Origin of the sequence: Acinetobacter lwoffii (assembly GCF_024129735.1) — a bacterium.
Taxonomy (GTDB): domain Bacteria; phylum Pseudomonadota; class Gammaproteobacteria; order Pseudomonadales; family Moraxellaceae; genus Acinetobacter; species Acinetobacter lwoffii_H.
In genome coordinates, this window is record NZ_JAMXXK010000031.1 from 22,351 (window position 1) to 43,407 (window position 21,057).

Genomic DNA, 21,057 nt, shown 5'->3' on the forward strand with positions numbered 1-21,057 from the left:
TGTTTTTGGTCTCTGATTTAAAATTAAGTGAGTGTTGGTTGGTTTTTTTGATAAAAACCAATAGACTTGCTACATTTTTGTATGAAAAGTTGGCTTTTTGTAGTATTTTGGTTAAAAAATCATCAACAAGAATTTATTTTTATGATTTTAGTGGGTTATTGGATATGGTAAGTCGATTCAAGGGAAGTGTTATTTCACGAGTTTCTTTTGCCTGCTGTCTTAGTTTATTTATTTTTACTTGTAGCCCTGTGGTTTTTGCTCAACCCAAGGCGGGAAGTAGCATTACTAACATAGCGAGTGGTGACTTTTATGATGAGCAAGGCAACTTGCAAGTCATCAACTCCAATCCCGTTATCCTCACAGTTCAGCCTATTTACTCATTGAGCCTGCAAAGCAATCAGCAGAATATCGGAACTATTGGCAGTAAACTCAATTTTCCTCATGTACTCACCAATACGGGAAATATTGCTGATAGCTATAAAATTACACTGAATCAACTTACAAATGACCAGTTTGATCTAGAAAATATCGCAGTTTATGCGGATCGGGATCAAAATGGTGAGCCTGATGACAATAATAATTTACTCAATAATGCAATTCTGAATTTAGAAGCAGGTGAGTCTGTGGCTGTGGTTGTGGTGGGAAGTATTCCAGTCAACAGCATTAGCGCAGGTCACGTTGCAAACTTTACTTTAACTTCAACCAGTCAACTTGATTCAGGTAATGTGTCTGCCACTGTCTCAGATGTTGCAAAAGTGGTTGATGATGCGGTTATTCAGGTCACAAAATCTCAAAATATCAGTACAGGTAAAACAGGCACAGAAGTTACCTATACATTTACCTATAACAATACGGGGACTGCACTAGGTCAACTATTTGTCCGTGATACTTTGCCGAGCAGTGTAAGTTACCAAGCTGGAACAGCTATTTGGAATAATGGCGCAAGTACATTAACAGATGTAGATAATGACAATGAAGCAGGCAGTACTGCTGAGTCAGTTATGAACTATAAATATGCGGGTGGTGAGGTGGAATTTAAACTCACAGGCATTACTGCGTTAAGCAAAGGTACATTTAGTTTTAAGGTAAAAGTTAATCCGAATGCAGCGGAAAAAATCAATAACACTGCTAACTATAAACAGTATAAAAATAATACAACTACCTTGTTAAAAGATACATCAACCAATACCGTTATTTTTACAGTTCAGCAAACCTTAGGGGTGATACTGAATAACTCTTCTGTTGGAAATACTGATGGAGTAACGAATGACTTGCTCACCAAATCAAACACATTTACTGGTGCAGCCAAAGAAATCCAGTTTGATAATTATGTTTGGAATACAGGACAGGCGACAGACAGCTATAATTTAAACATTACAAAAAGTGCAAATGTCCCAAGTTGTGCAGTCACACGCTTATACCAGTCCGATGGGCGTACTTTACTGACAGATAGTAATGCTGACGGTATTATTGATACAGGTTCGATGGCAGCAGGCGCATCGAAAAAAATTGTGCTTGGTGTTTATTTCCCTGCCAATTGTGTTACAGCGACTAATGAAATACTAGATTTTGATGTTAAGGCAACTTCAGTTACAGATACAGCAATTACCAATAGTACTCGTAATCGATTAAACAATACCAATACCGCAGGTTCTAGTGACTTGTACAATAATGATAGTTCAGGAACTGGTATAGGTGCTGTTACATCACCTGGTGGACAGGCATGGGTAAATAAATCAGCAGTTAGGGGTGGAACAGCCGTATTTCCTTTGGTTGTAGAGAATAAGAGTACGGTAACGAATAGCTATAATTTATATGCTTCGGTTGCTGAAATTGATGTCAATAATATCAGTACCAGTTTGCCTGCCCAGTGGATAGTGAAATTCTATGATACGAGTGATGATTGCCAAAGCCTAGGAAATGTAATCAGCAGTACTGGCAATGTAGCAGCGGGTGCAACCAAAAAATATTGTGCTGTTGTCACTGTTCCCACTAATACAGACTTGGCTAATCTTCCTATTTGGTTTGCGATAAAATCCCCAATGAATGCACAGGCGGATAGTATTAAGGACCAAGTTGATATTATCCAGAGACAAATGACACTGGCAAATGATCGGCAGGGTCGGGTCAATATTGGTGGCACAGTTGTCTATCTACATACCTTAAAGAATACAGGAACTGTGGTTGAGGGGAATGCAGTAGGCCAGATCACGTTTAGTGTTATTCCGCAAAACCCAAATGATACCTTTACTTATACTTTGTATCATGATGCCAATAATAATGGCGTGATTGATGCGACTGATCCAATGATTAATGATTTATCCATCATTACAGGTGGTTTAGCGCCGCAAGCTTCAATTCAACTTCTCTTAAAAGTCCAGGCACCAACAACGGCAACCAATGGTATGTCTAGTGTGGCGAATATTGTGGTGAAAGCAAACAATACCATTCAGGGGCTGACCTTGGATGATTTACAAAACACTGACTTGACCACGGTAGATCCAACCCAGTTACGTTTGACCAAAGAGCAGGCGAAAGATGAAAACTGTGCCTTAACTTTAGCTACGGTAAGCAGTGCAACCTACGGAAGCACACCACTTCAAGTAAAACCAAATCAATGTGTGAGCTATCGTTTAACCATTAAAAATGAGGGCGCCACCCCAGCTAGTAATATTGTGATTAATGATATTGTGCCTGCTTACAGCCAATTACGTAGTGGTTTACCACCATCTATTAGTCAAGGCACAATCGCTGTAAATAACGATCAAATTGCAGGCAGTGTGGGATCGCTTACACCACAAGGTCAGGCTTCCATGTACTTTTCTATTCGGGTAAGCCCATAAACAGAGCGGATATTAGAGCATGAAGATGATCAATACACTAAATAATAACCGCCCAAAACTGTTTAATTGGGTCTTGACCTTGCTGTGCGTGTTGATGGTCCAGCAATCGGCCTGGGCTGCAACCAACTCGATCATCAGTAACATGGCAGTTGGTGAATATAGCGAAGAGGGCTCAACGGTTGTACAGGTGGCGCGTTCAAATCTTGTCCAAACCACGATTTTGCCTGTGTACTCATTAAATTTGGTGGCAGCCAATAACAAAACAGTAGTGGCGGGACAGGCAGTTTATTTTAACCATATCTTAACCAACACCAGTAATGAGACAGATCAATATACTTTCACTGTAAGCAATAATCCCACTGGTGATGATTTTGATTTTGTGAATAGTAGCCTGATGGTTTATCTGGATGCCAATAATGATGGTATTCCCGATGGATCAGCGATTACAGGTTATACATTGGGTGCAGGTCAGTCAGTTGGACTAATTGTTGCAGCAAGCATACCGAATACGATTACCACAGGAAAAGTTGCAAATTTAACTTTGATGGTGACATCTGCGAATGGCGCGAGTGGAACAAATAGCAATGTTGACAAGGCAACTGTAACTGACCAGTCAACTCTGGTGGTGCGTAAAAAATTCTCTCAAATCACTGCTGCAAATGGTGATGTGGTCACCATACGTCTGGATTATCAAAATCCAACAAACACAATTGTACCAACGGCAACCTTGACTGACACGTTAGGAAGCAATTTAACCTATGAAGTAAATACTGGTAAATGGAATGGCGTAACTGTATATGATGCAGTGGGGGGAACAGCCGATCCAACAGGAATTAATTATAGTGTCACCTCGAATGTTGTTACCGCAACCCTAACCAATATTCCAGCGAATACGATTGGCTATATCGAATTTAATGTAAAAATTAATAAAAGCATTGCAGGGAAAATTGAGAACGTCATTAATGTAACAGGGCCAACGACAGACACAAGTAATACAGCAGTTGTAAATGTTGCTCCAGTCTATGCTGTCAAAATGAATGGTAGTGCAAGCAACGTCAGTGATAATACCAATACCATTACGGCCAGTGCGGTTCCCCAGGGTGGTGAACTTAAATTTACCAACTATGTCTGGAATATAGGGAATACCACAGATCGTTTTAACCTCACTTTAACTAACAGTACATTTCCAGCAGGTAGTCAAATTGAGTTGTATCGTGCGGATGGTGTGACACCATTATTAGACAGTAATGGTGATGGTATTCCTGATACGGGATTATTGGCAGCCAATACCAATATCCCTGTTGTGGTAAAAGTTCGTTTCCCAAGTAGTTATACGGTAACCACAAATACAGTTTTTGAAGTTACACCACAAGCACAGTCTGTGGGTGATGGTGGTAAAACCAGCACGATTAAGGATCAGGGCACTTTAACTCCTGTTTCACAATTGGTGGATTTAACCAATGCTGATAATACGGGGCTGGGTAATGGTGCGGTTGATAATAGTGGCGCTGCATGGAAAACCATAACAGTAAAATCCAGTGATAATGCTGTGACTGGCGGACAGGTAATTTTTCCATTAACAGTGAAACATACAGGTGTTGGAACAGAGTATTTGCTCAGTGCAAATGCCAGCAGTGATTTTTCTAGCCTGACTTTACCCGCAGGCGTAAACCGTGTGCGTTTTTATGCATCCACAAATGGTACAAACTGTAGTGGGTTGGGTAATGAAATTGGTAAGACGATTTATTTAAATAATGCGGAAACCCAACTGGTCTGTGCGGTTGTTGAAGTGGATAAAGTCAATAAAGACGTGACTGTACCAATTTATTTCCGTGTGATCTCAACCAGCTTTGTTGGTAAGGATAACCCTGCTCAGGACATGATTAAAAATGCTGTAACGATTCAAAGTGTCAATTCCGTACCCCAATTGGAATTTACACCAGATTTACATGCTCAGGTTGCACCATTGGGCACAGTGGTCTATCGTCATTTACTGACCAACCCTGCTGCTACAGACTTTACGGGGAGCTATGGTTTTATCATCAACAATAGTGAGTCTAGCTTTAACAGTGTACTATTTCTGGATGTCGATGGGGATGGCAAGTTCAGCAGTGGGGATTTAAATATTCGTACATTGGCGGACTTACCAGGTGGCAAGGTGTTAGCTCATGGGCAAATTCAACTGCTACTACAGGTCACGAATGTTGTAAATAACAATGTCAATCAGGCGAATACAACAGTTGTGAACTTAACAGATAGTAGCAATCAGGTTATTGCTTCTATTAAAGATGTGACCACAGTCAAGCAGTCACAATTAACCCTGACAAAATTGCAGGCACGAGATTTGGATTGTGATGGTACAGCTGATGAAACATACACAACAAATACTTTAACTATTGGTAAGCAAAGCAATGGTCAAGGCCAATGTGTCTTATACAAGGTTATTTTAAATAATTCAGGTGCTACTACTATGAGTACTGCATTTACCTTTAGAGACATGACGCCTGCCTATACAGTTTTATCTCAATCGCCTATCTGCACATCATGTAGTAGTATGACGGCTCCTACAGTTGGTAATGCTGGCGCGGTTTCAGGAACATTAAATAGTGTGGCTGCAAACCAAAGTTACGAATTTAATTTCGGGGTGCGCTATGTGGGTCAGTAAGCAAAAAATGAAAAAGAATACCTCTAATTACAGCATGATGAATCATAAAGTTAGTTATATATATACTTTGGTTTTGTTTATCTTAACTTGTTTGATGTGTAGTCAAGCTGTATTAGCTGCTCCACCAACCATTGAGATTTTTGGAAACTCAGGTTCAGGGCAAGGACCTGCACAAAATGTAACGCATACTTTTATGTTAAATACAAATAACCCAACTGATAATGTTGCAACAACTTATAGTCCAACGACAACAGTAACCTATACACTTACCTCACTTTATAAAAATGCTACTTACCCGACTACCCCGGAGCAAACGAATCAATATGACTTGACAATGGGGGCTGATACAGCCACTAGCGGTTTTAAGACAGATATTCTTCGACCTTTAAATAGTATTGGTAGTGGTCAAAGTAATATGTTCGCAGCTTCCTTGCAAAATGCCCCTACTAACTGTAGTAATGGTATGGACAAGGTCGCTTGTCTAAGTGTGAATGGTGGTATTGATGCCACTGCCAATCAAGGGGTTGCACTATCAGCAATGACAACAACATTGGCTACTATTTCAGGCGCTCGCAATAGTCGAATAAAAGTTGGTTCAATTAAGGTGAACTTCAACCGTCCTGTAAATAATCCTATTTTGCAAGCATCAGGAATGGGGGCAGGTGCCTCATCTGCTACGAGTTCAAATTTAGGTTTCGCTGCGGAATTTACTTTTACTGGTGGTAATGTTCCAGTAACATTGCAACGTATTGCAGGGAATAAAAACTTTGCAGTGAATGGTAATGATATTATAAATACTGCAACTCGAATTACAGCATTATCAACTGAAACGGCTTTGAATACAGGTGGATCAAGTGGCAGTGTTTATATTAAGGGAAAAGGAATTGTTGAATTAAATTTTGATATTTATGTCCGTGGGGATGGATATAGTAATTTTCAATATAGTTCATCTGGTGGAGATTCTTTCTTTTTCGGAATGTCTAGTATGGATGCTGATAGTGATATTGCTCTAGTTAAAGCTCAACGTGTAGGCAACACAGGTACATTTGTATCAACTCAGTTGAACAATGTGCCTCTCGGTTCATTAATGCAATATCAATTGAAAATTACCAACAATACACCATCAGGTGCAACATTGGGTGGGACAGTTGTAAATTTACCTTTTAATGACACACTCCCAATCAGTTTAAAAAATGTTTCTATTGTCGGAACACCAGCTACGACACAAGGTACAGGAGGTTCAAGCCCTGTTACTACCTCCTGTACTCCTACATTAACAGGCGATAATACCGCAGGCTGGAAAGTCTCTGGGCTATTTACGGGAGCAACAACTGCAACCTGTATAATCACGATTCAGGGTACAGCAACCGCAGCAGGTACGTTAACCAATACAGCAACGATTGAGTCGACCTCATCGAATACACCTGTCAGTAGTTCAGTCAATGCGATCATTGTAGCCCCGACACCTGATCCAGCGGTTAAGGAAGCTCGTTTTTCTGTAAGCCCAGATTTACCAACAATTACAAGGGGAAGAGTAGGCACACAGACTATCAATATTAAAAATGAAGGGCCAGATAGTGCAACCAATGCTAAAGCGGTCTATGTTGAGGCACCACAAACAGGAGTTAGCGTCAGTTCTGTAAGTGTTGTCGGCGGTTCCGCCTGTACATTAAGTGGAAGTAACTGGAATTGTAATCTGGGGAATATGCCAAATGGAGCAACCAAACAGCTATCTGTGACCTACAGTACAGCCAGTAACTCAGCCTTGGGAACTGCCCAACAAGCAACAGTGAAAGTATCTAGTGACGAATTTAACCCAGGTAGTGGCGCAGGCGAAACACTGTATAAAGTTTGGGGTAGCAACCAGGAAAATGAGTCAACAACCAATGGTGCCTTTTGGGTGGGTTATGAAGGAACTGGGGGAAGTACGCCTGTAGGCAGTAATGTAAATCAGGGAAGTTCACTTGCAGCAGCTTGGCCTTCAAGCCAAGCTAGCCCGACGGGTGCTTATCTTTCCTATGGTGGGCCAGCACTCGGCGACTCAGTTTATTTGGCATCCAGCAGCACCGCTGCACCCATGATCCAACGCATTATTGGCAATATGGGGGCAGCTGCTGAAAGAACGGTATCACTCCCTACAATGCAGACTGCCGATAACCGCCGTGCTTGGGAATTTACCACAGGGATTTATATTCCGAGTTCGCAAACATTAACAGTTTGTATTGGAAATACGAGTGTTGGCGTGGATGATGGCGCATATATTATGGTGGATGGTAATATCGTGGCTAGTACGAATGGATGGGCGGCGGGTGGTGTGACTGTAACCACAAACTCACCGTTAAGTGCTGGTTATCATCGAATCAGTTATCGTATCGTCAATCGTAATAGTTATAATCCGTCTGGTCTCGATGCGGAAAATTCGGCAGGTGGTTATGGACCGATTGGTTTATCGCTTAGTGGTAGTTGTTCAACTGCAAACTATGACAATGTAACTACGAGTGGGGTCCCTGCAAGTATCAATATTATTGATGGTGCAAAAATTAAGATTGCTAAAAACTCTGTGAATGGCACGGGTACATTTAACTATATTAATCTTAGCAATCTTGTAAATAGTACAACAGCAGTTACCACGGATTCTGTAACTACGGTGACAGCAGGAACCACAGCAACCTCTGCACAACAGCTTTGGGCGCAAACGTTGAATACAGATGTTTCTTTTACAGAAAGTGCTTTAGCTGGATATGTTTTATCAGGTGTTAGTTGTGTAGATGCAAATAGCGGTGTAACAGGTAATACAGGTACTTTTTGGACGCGTGTAAATAATATTGTGACGATTCCCGCTGTTCGCATAAAAGAAGGTGCCAATATTACCTGTACATTTACCAATACTAAGCTTATTTACGTTGATATTAGTGGACGAGTATTTGTTGATAATAGCGGAACAACGCTGGATGTGAGTAAAGCATATAATGGCATACAAGATGCAGGTGAAGTTGGGATTGCAAATAGTACAATTCGTTTGAATAACTGTAGTACTACACAATTAGCTTCAACAGTGACAAGTGCAAATGGTGATTATGCTTTCTCAATTGAACAAAGCTTATTACCATCATCATTTTGTATTGTTCAGCAGAATTTACCTGAATATATTTCTGTCAGTGCCGATAGTATAACGGTAGCAAACACAAGTGCGACCAGCTATCCAAACAATAACTTTGCCGATGTTAAACTCAATGTACTTCTAACAGAAGATGGACAACATACCATTACCGCAGGTGAAGTGACTGATTATCCACACCGTTTAAGTACCCAGGCCCCTGTTTGGGTAACAAAGTTGGAACAAACCCAATCAAACTCAAACAATGATCAACCTTGGCAGGCATTGGTTTACCAAGACACCAACTGTAACGGTACCGTTGATACAGGTGAAACAGTGTTTGATCCAACAGCCTCAGGTACTGTGTTGTTGCAACCAAACACTGATATCTGTCTTGTACAACGTGTATTTGCACCGACCAATATTTTTGCTGGTGCACAGCATATTGGAACGCTACAGGCAAGCTATGCTGTGAGTGCATTAAACCTCACAGACCAGAAAACCCAACAACGTCAGGATGTGACACTTATTGGTAGTGCAGGATTAACACTGACAAAAAAAGTACGTGCAGTGACCAGTTGTTCTTCAACTCCATCTGATTCTTCAGGCTTTTTAGTGAATAACGAAGCCACAAAACAGCAAAATCTGGAGTATGAGATCACTTATAAAAATAATAGTGTGAAGAACCTACAGAATGTCAAAGTAAAAGATAGTTTACCAACTGGTACTAATTTTGGCAGTCTAAGTTGCGGCCTAACACCAAGTGGAAATACTTGTAATGCAACACGTTCTGGAGAAGTTCTTGAATGGACTTTAACAGGTTTGCTAAAACCATCAGCCACAGGAACTTTAAGATTTTGTGTTAGTCAGTAAACAGAACCTATCACAGATCGGTAGGTTGAAAAACGTGCAAAGGGCTTTGGTGAGGAAAGATGGTATGGAATTTGCTTTGGCTGAAAGTAATACAATATTTTTTTAAAAGTGTGAAGTAAATCAAACAAATTTGTTGATTATTGATATACTTTTATAAAAAATGGTTAACGTTTTTTTGGATGGTAAATGTACTGTTCAAAAATAAAAGAGAAGACTAGGAATAATTGAATGGCGTATTTGAACAATATGTACAAGAAATGTTTGCTTGGTACTGCGGTTCTTGTTTTGGCTGGAAGTGTATTCGCTGAGCCTAAAACGACAAAAGAGCCCGTTTCAGTAGAACTCAAAACTTTCCTGATCAGTGCAGGCACTGATGGGAAACCAACCTCAAAGCTGGTGACCAAGGTAAAACCCAATGATGTGATTGAGTATCGGGCAACCTATACCAATAACACCACTGCGAAAATCAAGAATCTGGCTGCGACTTTACCGATACCTGTAGAAACACAATTTTTGGCAAAGTCTCAGCCAGAAAATGCTGAAGCAAGTACTGATGGTACACATTTTGCCCCAATGCCTTTAAAACGCAAAGAGAGTAATCAAATGGTGAATGTACCACTGAAAGATTATCGTGCATTGCGTTGGACCATTGCGGAACTTCCAGCTGGAAAGTCTGTGACGGTTTCTGCTCAAACACGCGTAAACAGTGAAAAAACAAGTAATTAATTGGCATTTTACGTATAAGGGGTAAAATAGTGTCAAATCGTCTACAACTCACACAGCTAGCGGCTTCCATTGCATTGGTTGCTGGTAGCGCTGCTTTTGTTTCATCTGCACATGCCGCTGCGCCAGCAGCAGGTACAAATATCAGTAACGTTGCATCTGCAACCTATACCGATAGTACGGGTAACTCTAAAACTGTATCTTCAAATATTGTTACCACCACAGTATTGCCAGTTGCAAGTTTTACGTTGGAGGCGAACCGTACCGCAACAGCGAACAACAATTCATTGGTCTCTTTATCGCATACCTTAACCAATACAGGTAACGCTACAGATACCTTCACCTTGTCACTAAATAATGTTGCTAATAAACCAGCAGCGGGTGGTGATGATTATGACTTTACAGGTCTTAAGATCTATCTTGATGCCAATGGTGATGGTGCGCCTGATAGTACCACACCAATTACCAGTATCACCTTGGACGCAGGTAAGTCAGTTAACCTGATTGTTCAGGGTACAACCGATGCAACGGCTGCTGTAGACAAATTAGGTCAATGGATTGTAGGTGCGACCAGTACCAATACAACGCTTGCGGGTGCAGCCCTGACTGTGACCAATACTGACACAGTAAAAATTACCAATGGGGCTGTCATTAAGGTCAATAAATCAGCCAGTGTCAGTAATATTGATGCAACCAAAGCTACAAAAGCTGATCGTATTGTCACCTATACCTTGGAGTATCAAAACATCGGGAATAGTATAGCAAATGGTTTGAAGCTTACCGACGTATTAGATGCCAAGTTAGAGTATGAGCCAGGTTCTGCCAAATTATTAGGTACAGCACAAACAGATGCTGCTGATGGAGATGGTTATGTATTTGATACTGCATCGAATACTTTAACTTTAACGATTTCATCTTTAGCCCCAAATAACAAAGGGACTTTAACGTTCCAAGCTGTTGTTAAACAAGGCACTGATGTTGGAGCGATTGATAACACCGCAAACTCTCAGATTGGTACAAATCCTTCAGAACCATCCAACACGAATTATGTAAACGTGATTGCAGTACCAAAAGGTACAATTAATGATAGTGCAAGTGATGCTTATTCTGATGCTGAAGCAGTCGCTGGCAATACAGCAAAAGATAACCAGATTATCATTAATGAAATTAACCAAGGAGAAGTCGCTGTCTTTGGTGGCGCGGTAACTGAAAAGATCATTATCCATAACACAGGTAATGTTGCGCAGGAGTTTAATGTTTCTGCGACCAACATCACTGTAAATTTACCAGGTGGGGGTACAGGTACTGGTATTGTGACTCTGTACAATGCAGATGGCGCTTCACCATTTGTTTCTACAGGCAGTATTGCAAAAGGTGGTAGTTATGAGTTGGTTGCAAAAATTACCTTGCCTGCAACCTATTCAGGGAATACGCCACTGACTGCAACCTTAATCACTTCACCAAAGTCTGATTCGACCAAAACCGATACCCTGAACTTGGTGATTAACAATGTTAAAGCTGCAACCGTCGATTTACATAACGGTGATGTTACGGACTCAACAGGTACAGTATCAGGCGCTACAGGTAAGGATACTGGGCAATTTATTGATACCAAGTCAGTATTACCAGGTCAACCCGCAACATTCCCATTACAAGTGGATAACAAGAGCACGGTCAATGCGGATAACTACAACTTAACTGCTAACATACCAGCAGGTTGGGATGTGAAGTTCTATATTGCTGACACAACAGATGCAGCTAATTGGAAACCAACAGGTTCACCAATCACCAATACAGGTAACATTAACCAAAATAGTAATGTGAAACTGGTTGCAGTGGTGACTCCATCAGCTGGGGCAACCGCAAAAGATGAAGAAGTACTCTTTACTGTCACATCGCCAGCAACCAGCTTAAGCGATACCATGTCGGATAAAGTGACTGTTCAATCAGACCGTAAGATGGTATTGAATCAAGACCGTATTGGTCAGGTTGCACCAGGTGGTACGGTTGTTTATAAGCACACTTTAACCAACAACAGTAACCTCGTTGAGGGTGAAACTGCGGCAGGTATACCATTTAGCTTGACCAGTAGCAATCCGAATTGGACAGCCAATTTATATATTGATAACAACAATGATGGTTTGATTGATTCGAATGATACTTTAGTTACAGGATCAGCTCTTACGATCTCTGGTGGTATTGCTAAAGGCAGTTCAGTCAACTTACTTGTAAAAGTTCAGGCTCCAATCGATGCAACTGTGAATACGCAAAACCCAGTGGTCTTAACCTTTAGTCCAGTTGATTACAATGGAATTAGCCATGTTCCATTGAAAAATACTGACCTAACGACAGTGACCGCAGGTCAGGTACGTTTGGTTAAGGATCAGGCTGTGGTTAATTGTACAACAGGTACAGGTGGAACGTATGCACAGACCACCGTGAGCGCAAAACCAGGTGAGTGTGTGAAATACCGTATTACTGCAATAAACGAGGGTAATGCAACCGTCACTAATGTCGTCATTAGCGATACTACACCGCAATATACGACTTTAGCAGCAATTGCTGGTGTGTCACCAAAAGCAACTGATGCAACATTGGGTGGTATTTCTAGTAATGGTAGTACAGGTACGATTACAGCAACTCAGCCATCTTTAGAAGCAACTAAAAAAGCTGAATTAGAGTTTGTGATTAAAGTGAATCCACTTACCCCATAAGCTTGTTCAAGCCGATGTAATCAAAATAAATAATTAAAGAGGCGGACATCTGCTGCGGTAGGTGTTCGTCCCCAATAAATTTTTTAGACTATTTAGTTAAGGGTAAGCGCTGTGCTACAACAGAAGCAATCTCGGGCATTCCATAACATGACATTTATGTTATCAACGTTGACAGTATCAATATTGTCAGCGCAGTACGGTTATGCAGCGAATATGCCTGAAGTGGGTAGCTCTATCCAAAATATCGCCTATGCAACTTATGTTGCACCCGATGGTAAATCCCAACAATCAGTTTCAAATACCGTCGAAATCAATGTTTCTGCTCTTTACGCAATTGCTTTAACTACTCCACCAGTTCAGGAAATTGAACCAAGTACCCGTGTTATTTGGGCAAATACCTTAGTCAACAATAGTAATGCGCCTGTCAATGTACAACTAGAAGCGTTAACAATAAATGAACTAAGCAACGTTAAAATTTATGTAGATACCAATAAAAACGGTCAATTCGACACCGATGATCAACAACTGACAACCAATGTTGCCTTGGCGGTAGGCCAGAGCGTTCATTTGTGGGTCGTTGCAACAGCAAGTGCGACATTGACTGAAAGTCAGCAGTTAAATTTACCGTTAAAAGCAACACTTGTTGAAGATAATAGTGTAATAGCAACGGCTACAGATAGTGCCATCAACTATGGACCACAACTGGTTGCAACCAAAGAGGTTGTCCAGAAAACTTTTGAGCCATCAGCCAATGCCAGCTATGACCTTAACTATACTTTGGCCATAACCAATCAAGGTAAAAAAGCGGCAAGACCAGTGGATGTGATGATCGATGGTCAGGCACAGAAAATGGTGCTTTTAGTTGATGATCTGCCTGCCAATACAACATTTAAGTCTGCACAGTTAAAAAATACGCAGGCCAAGGTTTTGTATAAGCAAACAGGCAATAACTATACAACGACCTTGCCAAGTGATTTCAGCAAGGTTGATCAATTGGTGGTTGGCTTTCCACAAATTGAGGCTAATATAACTGAACAAGTCGATCTTACGGTTACAATGAATCGTAACATTGCCAAAACAACGGTTAAAAATACCTATAAAGTTTCGTATGCAACCACAAATAGCCAAAAAGAGGTATTGTCTAATCCTGCTTTAACCGTGGTAGGTGGTCTTGCAGTGATTAATAATAAATCTGGTGATTTCCAAAATGTCTTGACCACAGGCAGCGTGAATAAACCACTTTATCTTGAAGCGCAAAATGCCAGCTGTAATGCGGACCGTTATACTGCCGACAAGGTGAAAATTAAGCTTAAATCAGCCAAAACAGGTGATCTTGAAGAAGTCATTGGGGTAGAAACTGGCCCGAATACAGGCGTATTCCATTACACGCTACCAACCGCATTTGCGGAAGTTGGGGTTTCTTATGATGCGTTATTGCAGACCATCAAACGTGATCAGGTACAGGTTAGCCTGACGGACTGTCTGGATGCACAGGGTAATTCAACCCAGACATTTACCGATATTAGTACTCAGGTGCTTATTGACCCATATGGCACAGTGTTTGATGCCAAGACAGGTTTACCTGTGGCGGGAGCAACGGTCACTTTATTAGACCAGAATGGCCAGCCAATTGCGGACAATATTGCATACAAACTTGATGAGCAGACTGGAGAGCTGGTTACAATTCCAGCCAAGCAGGTCACCAATAGCGAGGGTGAATTTATTTATCCCCTTGTTAAAGCAGGAACCTACAGTTTTGTTGTGGATACAACCACAATTCCTGGAAATACACGTTATAGTTTTGTCAGTGATAAATCTGTTTATCCAAGTTTCCCTGCGGATAAGGCTGTTGATCTGGAATGGTCTTATGCTGGCAAATTCACCTTAAATAATGCTGATCCAGCACTCAATATTGATATTCCAATTGATCCTGATTTGACTGTACCAACCTCGCCGTTATTTGTACAAAAGGTTGCGACCAATAAAAACTCGGAAATCGGTGAGTTTGAAGAATATACCGTGACGGTTGCCAATCGTGGCACGGTGGATTCCAAAGATGTTTCGATTACTGATACCTTGCCTAGAGGCTTTATCTATGTTCAGGGTTCTATGCGTATCGATGGCACCAAGGTTGCTGACCCATTAGGTGGAAAAGGTCCTTATTTGAAACTTGGTTTAGGTACACTGACTCCAAGTAAGGAAGTTAAGGTTCAGTATCGCGTCTATATTGGTCCAAATGCCTTGAATGGTGATGGCATTAACCGTGTTCGGGCAAAAGATGGTCAGGGAATCGAATCAAACGAAGCATCTGCAAAAGTAGAAGTAACTCCTGGCGCAATGATCTCTGATGGCTTTATTGTTGGTAAGATTTTTACTGACTGTAACCGTAATGGGGTACAGGATGCAGGTGAAGTCGGTGTGCCAGGTGTGCGTATTTACCTTGAAGATGGTAGCTATGTGGTGACTGACAGTGAAGGTAAATATGATTTTTATGGGATCAGTGCCAAAACCCACGTTCTAAAGGTTGACCGTACCAGTTTGCCAGTTGATTCTGAGTTGGTGTTAATTGGCAATCGTCAGGCAGGTGATCCAAATAGCCGTTTTGTGGATTTAAAACGTGGTGAACTACATCGTGCCGATTTTGCAATTGCCAATGGTACAGGACAATGTTCGCAAGCCTTATTGCAACAAATCGCAGAACGTAAAAAACGCATTGAACAGGACAACACCAATTTAGAACAGGTGTTACGTTCAGACCTTACCATTGATCCAGTTTTTTCCAAGATTACCGATGTTAAAGGTCAGCCAGCAAGTGGTTGTATCTCGGCACAGGGAATCAGGGCCAATTGTAACCTTGATTTTTCCAAGGAACAGGCTAAGGAACTGAAAGAGGTTACTTTTGAACCAGAAAAATCTGGCGTTGCTTCTTCAGTTGCCTTGCCACTGACTGAAACATTGGCAGCAACTGAGAGTGTGCCAGCCGAATCCACTCAAGCTGCGAAAATGCTTAGTCTGGAAACAGTGCTGGAAAATGCTGCCAATAATCAGCTAGAAATTATCAACTTAAAAGATGGGCAGCTTCTTGGTTATGCCCAAACAGCGGTTCAGGTTAAGGGTGCTGCTGGCACACAACTACAACTGTGGGTAAATGGCACACAGGTTTCTGAGAAACGCATTGGTAAACGTGCAATATTGCCTGACTTACAGGTTGCAGGTCTGGATTTTATCGGTGTCGATCTTGCTGTGGGTAAAAACAGTATTGAAGTTCGTCAAGTCGACATGATGGGTAATGTTCGGGATAGCAAACAGGTCAATGTGATTGTCCCTGACCAAATGGATAAGCTGTTACTTGAGTCAGCCAAAGTACAACCGCAAGCCAACGGTCGTGATTATTTCAATGTAACCATGAAAATTGTTGACCGTAATGGCACATTGGTTTCTACCAGAACTCCAGTTACGCTCGACAGCTCGATTGGTAAAATTGAGTTGACTGACCTGGACCCGAAACAACCTGGTATTCAGGTGTTTGTTGAGGGCGGTACACTTGTTGTGCCAATAAAGGCGCCAATTGAGGCGGGTGAAGGAACGCTGTCGGTTGAAAGTGGTATTTTTCATAGCAGTACACCAATACGTTTCTTACCTGATTTACGTCCGATCATTGCAGTTGGTTTGGTAGAAGGATCAATTAACTTTAAGAAATTTGACCCGAAACAGTTAAGCAATGTCGGTTCGCAGGATGGGTTTGAGGAAGAACTGCAAGAGATTTCATCATCGGACAATGGCAAAAGCAATGTGACAGGGCGTGCAGCCATGTTCCTGAAAGGGAAAGTCAGGGGTGAATATCTACTAACCCTTGCCTATGATTCTGACAAGGATAAAAACCAGCGCTTGTTCCGTGATATTCGTCCAGATGAATATTATCCAGTTTATGGTGACTCGGCGGCGAAAGGTTTTGATGCACAAACAACAAGTAAGCTCTACGTGCGTGTGGATAAAGGCCGTTCTTATGCCATGTATGGTGATTATGTTACCCGTACTGAAAATGATGAGGGCCTGGCTTTAGGTCAATATAGCCGTTCATTAACAGGTGTTCGTGGGGCTGTCGAAACAGACCGCTATAAAGTCACGGCCTTTGCTGCGCAGACCAATACGCAACAGGTGACCAATGAACAACGTGCTATGGGGATTTCAGGTCCGTATAGCATGGGCAATGTCAATACCGATGATGTGCTTGCCAATAGTGAAAAAGTTGAGGTGGTGACCCGTGACCGCGATAATCCAGGCCTGATCATTTCGCGTAGCACTTTGGCACGTTTTACCGATTATGAAGTAGATACCTTTAGCAACAGCATTTACTTAAAAGATCCTGTACCAAGTGTCGATGCTGACCTGAATCCAGTCTATCTGCGTATTACAGTGGAATCTGAGCAGGGTGGGGATGAATACACGGTTGGTGGTGTTACAGGCTCGGTGAAGCTGCTGGATCAGGTGAAAGTGGGCGGGGCTTATGTAAAAAGCAATAATCCACTAACGCAGGACCAGTTGGCCAGTGTCAATACCGTGGTGAAATTTGCCGACAAGGGTAAATTGATTGCTGAGTTTGCCCGTTCTGAAAATATCAATGACGGTTTAAACTCTTTAACACAGATTAACACCACGGCAGATGCAACAGGTAAATTATCGGGGAATGCGGCTCGTGTTGAACTGAACTATGCCTATAAGAATATGGAGCTGAAAACCTACCATAATCAGGCAGATACAGGGTTCTATAACACTGCGGCACCAATCACCGCTGGACGTAAGGAAAGTGGTATAAAAGGGCGTACGCAACTGGGTAAGATCGGTTTGGCAAAACTGGAGGCCATCCGTACTGAAGATTTGCAAAGTGGTGTCAATCAGGGTGTTTCTGCCAGTATCGAACGTGCGATCAGCCGTATTGTCGCGGTTGAGCTGGGTCTCAAGTATTACGATGAGTCTAAGAATCCAGCATTGTTGGGGGCTTCACAAACAGCGCCGTATCATGGTTTAACCGCACGTACAAAAATCACCACACAGCTTCCTTGGCAGGGTTCAAATGTTTTTGCTGAATATGAGCAGGATGTTTCCGAAGCTGAGCGTCGTAATTTTGCCTTGGGTGCGAATTACCAGATTAATTCAAAACTACGTGCCTATGGTCGCCATGAGTTGGTGTCCAGTATTCAGGGACTGTATGACCTAAATAACAATCAGCGTCGTAATGTCACAGTGTTTGGTCTGGACAGTAAATATAACAATAACGGTACGGCATTTAGTGAATATCGTGTTCGCGATGGCATCAGTGCGCGCGAAGCTGAAGCTGCAATCGGTTTACGTAACCGTTGGGAACTGGAAAAAGGCTTCTATGCAACCACCAGTTTTGAACAGGTGAAGTCATTGTCAAAAGCAGATACCGATAACCAAAATTCCGATAACACTGCTGCATCTTTAGGTGTGGAATATCTGGCCAATCCAAACTGGAAAGCTGTTGCGAGAATTGAAGCACGTTGGGCTGACCAGTCTGACACCATCCTGAATAATCTGGGGATTGCCTACAAATATTCCAATGACGTGACTTTATTGGCGAAAAATGTAGTTAGCCTGACTGATAGTAAGAATGAAAACAGTGGTGATCGCCTGGTTGATCGTTTCCAGGTGGGGGCTGCCTACCGTGACACTGAGCACAATCGTTTTGATGCGCTGACCAAGGTGGAATACCGCTATGACAGTAACAAGTCAGATTTAAATAATCCATACTTAAAGCATGTCTATATTTTTTCAAATCACTTGAATTATCATCCAAGTCGCGATATTACCCTTTCAGGCCAATATGCAGTTAAAAATGTGGACACAACGTTCTCTGGTTTGGAGTCAAGTGGTATGACACATATGCTCAGTGGTCGGGCAATGTATGACATCAATGAACGTTGGGATGCGGGTATTCATACAGGCGTGTTATGGTCGAACATGAGTTCGGGCCGCCGTGTTTTGGTTGGGGGGGAAGTGGGCTATTTGCTGGCTGCAAACCTCTGGTTATCAGGTGGTTATAACTTCTCTGGCTATAAAGATGATGATCTGGTGGATAGTGACACAACTCTTCAGGGCGCATATGTACGCTTTAGATTCAAGTTTGATGAGAACCTGTTTTCTCGCAACAATTCTACCGTGAACGCTTCAAGAGAACCATAAAGATGAAATATGTCACACCTGCCTTGCGTCAATTTTATCGTGGTGCTGCAACTGTTGTAGTTTGCTGGAGCGTGATGGTTTGGGCAAAAAATCCTGATCATTTGGCTGCACCTGTTATGGCGCAAGATTCTCCAGATACTACAGCCCAGTCAGGTATTTATAATCCAAAAGATCAACAGGTTGCTGCCTTGCAAACACGTCTCGTTCCTTTTTTGAATGAACAGGGAATTGAACGTTATCATGCTGTCAAAGCAGCCGCATGGTTGACTTATGCAGCCCATGAGGGAAGTGAAAAAAGTGCAACGGTTGCGCGAAAAGAGGCCCTTGCCCAGGCGGAAATGATTATAGTGGCATTAGAGCAAGGTCAGGCTAAGCAGTTAAGTTTAACCACACCGATTCTGTCTACCTCAAGTGTAATGCGTCGGGATTTATGGGCAAATACTGAATTATTGAAACAGCATGCAGGTTTTTCCTGTGCCCAGTCTCAGATTGCACAGGCAGAGGTGATGCTGGTCTGGGCAGCCGCTGAACATTGTGAGTTGGGCTGGCGACATTCACGGGAGCTGTTTTTATCAGCACAGCGCTTAATTGATCAGGCAAATAGTCGGGCGTTTAGTTGCAGTGCAGATGTTCCTCAACAGCTTCCGAAAATTAGTTATCCATCTTTACAGGAACTGAATGGCAGTGAGCAGGGATGTCATGGTGTGGTCGGAACATGGCCGATTTGGTCGCCACAACAAAAAACAGTCATCTCTGAAACCTCAACCTTGGCAAGAGTCACCAACATAAGATACACTAAATAACATAATTGGTATGTTAGTAAACTCTATATATAACAGTTATATAGAGTTTTTATTTTGTGTGGTGTAATTTAATGTAGGGTGGGGTAATTTGATTTTTGGTCACTAATTTATTGTGATAATCAACAATAATAACCAACATACACATGCTTAATCTAAAGGTATTTTACTGACTGGTATAATTTTATGATGAGAGGGGGGTTGCCTGGGGCTACGGTTTCTGTTTTGCTTTTTGACGTAACACGTACAAATATAAGCTTTCTACTTTTTCACGTGCCTAGGGTGTGGTACGCAAGAATCGCAATGATGATTTAACACTTGGATCTATGCAAAAACATCTAACTTCAATTTTACGACTTAAACTGAACCGTACCGGGTTTGTCGGAGACTTTTTTATTTAAGTTAGGCCACCTGACCTAACGGGTTAATCTTGTCATAGTACATTGCTTCAAACTCAAAAGGTGATACAACCCAGTGCACTGTGTACACGCTTTTTATTGAACCAATCTACCCAGTTTAGTGTCGCAAGTTGTACATCTGCTAAACCTTGCCAATCTGCTTTTAGATATTCAATCACCTCTGTTTTGTATAAGCCATTCACCGTTTCAGCCAGAGCATTATCGTATGAATCACCAGTTGTACCGACTGATGCTCGTAAATTTGCAGCTTCTAAACGATTGGTATAGCGAATAGAAAGATATTGAACACCTCTATCGGAATGATGAATCACATTCTTTGGCATGCCTCGATCGTGCAATGCATTGCTCCAATGCATCGAGCACCATATCTGTATTCATTCGTGTAGATACTTTCCATCCAACTATTGCTCGTGAGAACACATCAATAACAAATGCGGTATATACCCAGCCTGAATGAGTTTGAATATAGGTAAAGTCACCCACCCATAGTTGGTTTGGATGATCAGCATTAAAATTACGTTTCACTAAATCATCTGCCCGTTTTTGGTCATCTCGGCTACGGGTGGTTTGTTTGTTCTTACCTCGCCAAACACCTTGTATACCTAGCTTTTGCATTAATCGAGCAACAGTACAGCGTGCAATAATATAGCCTTCACGTTTCAGTTTTTGCCAGACTTTACGTACACCATACCGACCTGAACTTTCCTTCCAAATTCGTT

At 41.8% G+C, this 21,057-nt stretch carries 7 protein-coding genes and 2 pseudogenes; 7 read left to right on the top strand and 2 right to left on the bottom strand.

The window, feature by feature from the left end:
- The first annotated feature begins 164 nt into the window (after positions 1-164).
- From NI469_RS10050 to NI469_RS10080, 7 genes are all read left to right on the top strand, one after another.
- Positions 165-2,843, top strand: coding sequence for a hypothetical protein (locus NI469_RS10050; protein WP_253175047.1), 2,679 nt, complete (start codon positions 165-167; stop codon positions 2,841-2,843).
- Between the two features lie 19 nt (positions 2,844-2,862).
- Complete coding sequence (locus NI469_RS10055) at positions 2,863-5,508, top strand: isopeptide-forming domain-containing fimbrial protein (RefSeq protein ID WP_032070398.1); 2,646 nt, start codon at positions 2,863-2,865, stop codon at positions 5,506-5,508.
- Entirely contained in the window at positions 5,495-9,478 is a 3,984-nt protein-coding gene (locus tag NI469_RS10060; RefSeq protein WP_253175042.1) for a prealbumin-like fold domain-containing protein, read from the top strand. The genes NI469_RS10055 and NI469_RS10060 overlap by 14 nt, the downstream gene beginning before the upstream one ends.
- A gap of 228 nt (positions 9,479-9,706) precedes the next feature.
- Positions 9,707-10,204, top strand: a complete 498-nt coding sequence (locus NI469_RS10065; RefSeq protein WP_151820571.1) for a hypothetical protein — start codon at positions 9,707-9,709, stop codon at positions 10,202-10,204.
- Between the two features lie 29 nt (positions 10,205-10,233).
- A complete protein-coding gene (locus NI469_RS10070; RefSeq protein ID WP_253175044.1) occupies positions 10,234-12,915 on the top strand; it encodes a beta strand repeat-containing protein in 2,682 nt (893 codons plus the stop codon).
- A 111-nt stretch (positions 12,916-13,026) separates the two neighbouring features.
- Positions 13,027-19,119: an SdrD B-like domain-containing protein gene (locus tag NI469_RS10075; protein ID WP_180087461.1), complete on the top strand. Its 6,093-nt coding sequence runs from the start codon at positions 13,027-13,029 to the stop codon at positions 19,117-19,119.
- 2 nt (positions 19,120-19,121) lie between these two features.
- Positions 19,122-19,922 (top strand): OmpA family protein, encoded by an 801-nt coding sequence (locus NI469_RS10080; protein ID WP_180087460.1) that lies wholly within the window; start codon positions 19,122-19,124, stop codon positions 19,920-19,922.
- A 208-nt stretch (positions 19,923-20,130) separates the two neighbouring features.
- Here NI469_RS10080 and NI469_RS10085 read toward each other — a convergent pair.
- A pseudogene (locus tag NI469_RS10085) lies at positions 20,131-20,280 on the bottom strand (VF530 family DNA-binding protein); the annotation flags it as partial.
- Between the two features lie 41 nt (positions 20,281-20,321).
- Positions 20,322-21,057, bottom strand: a pseudogene (locus tag NI469_RS10090) (IS3-like element ISAba19 family transposase); the annotation flags it as partial.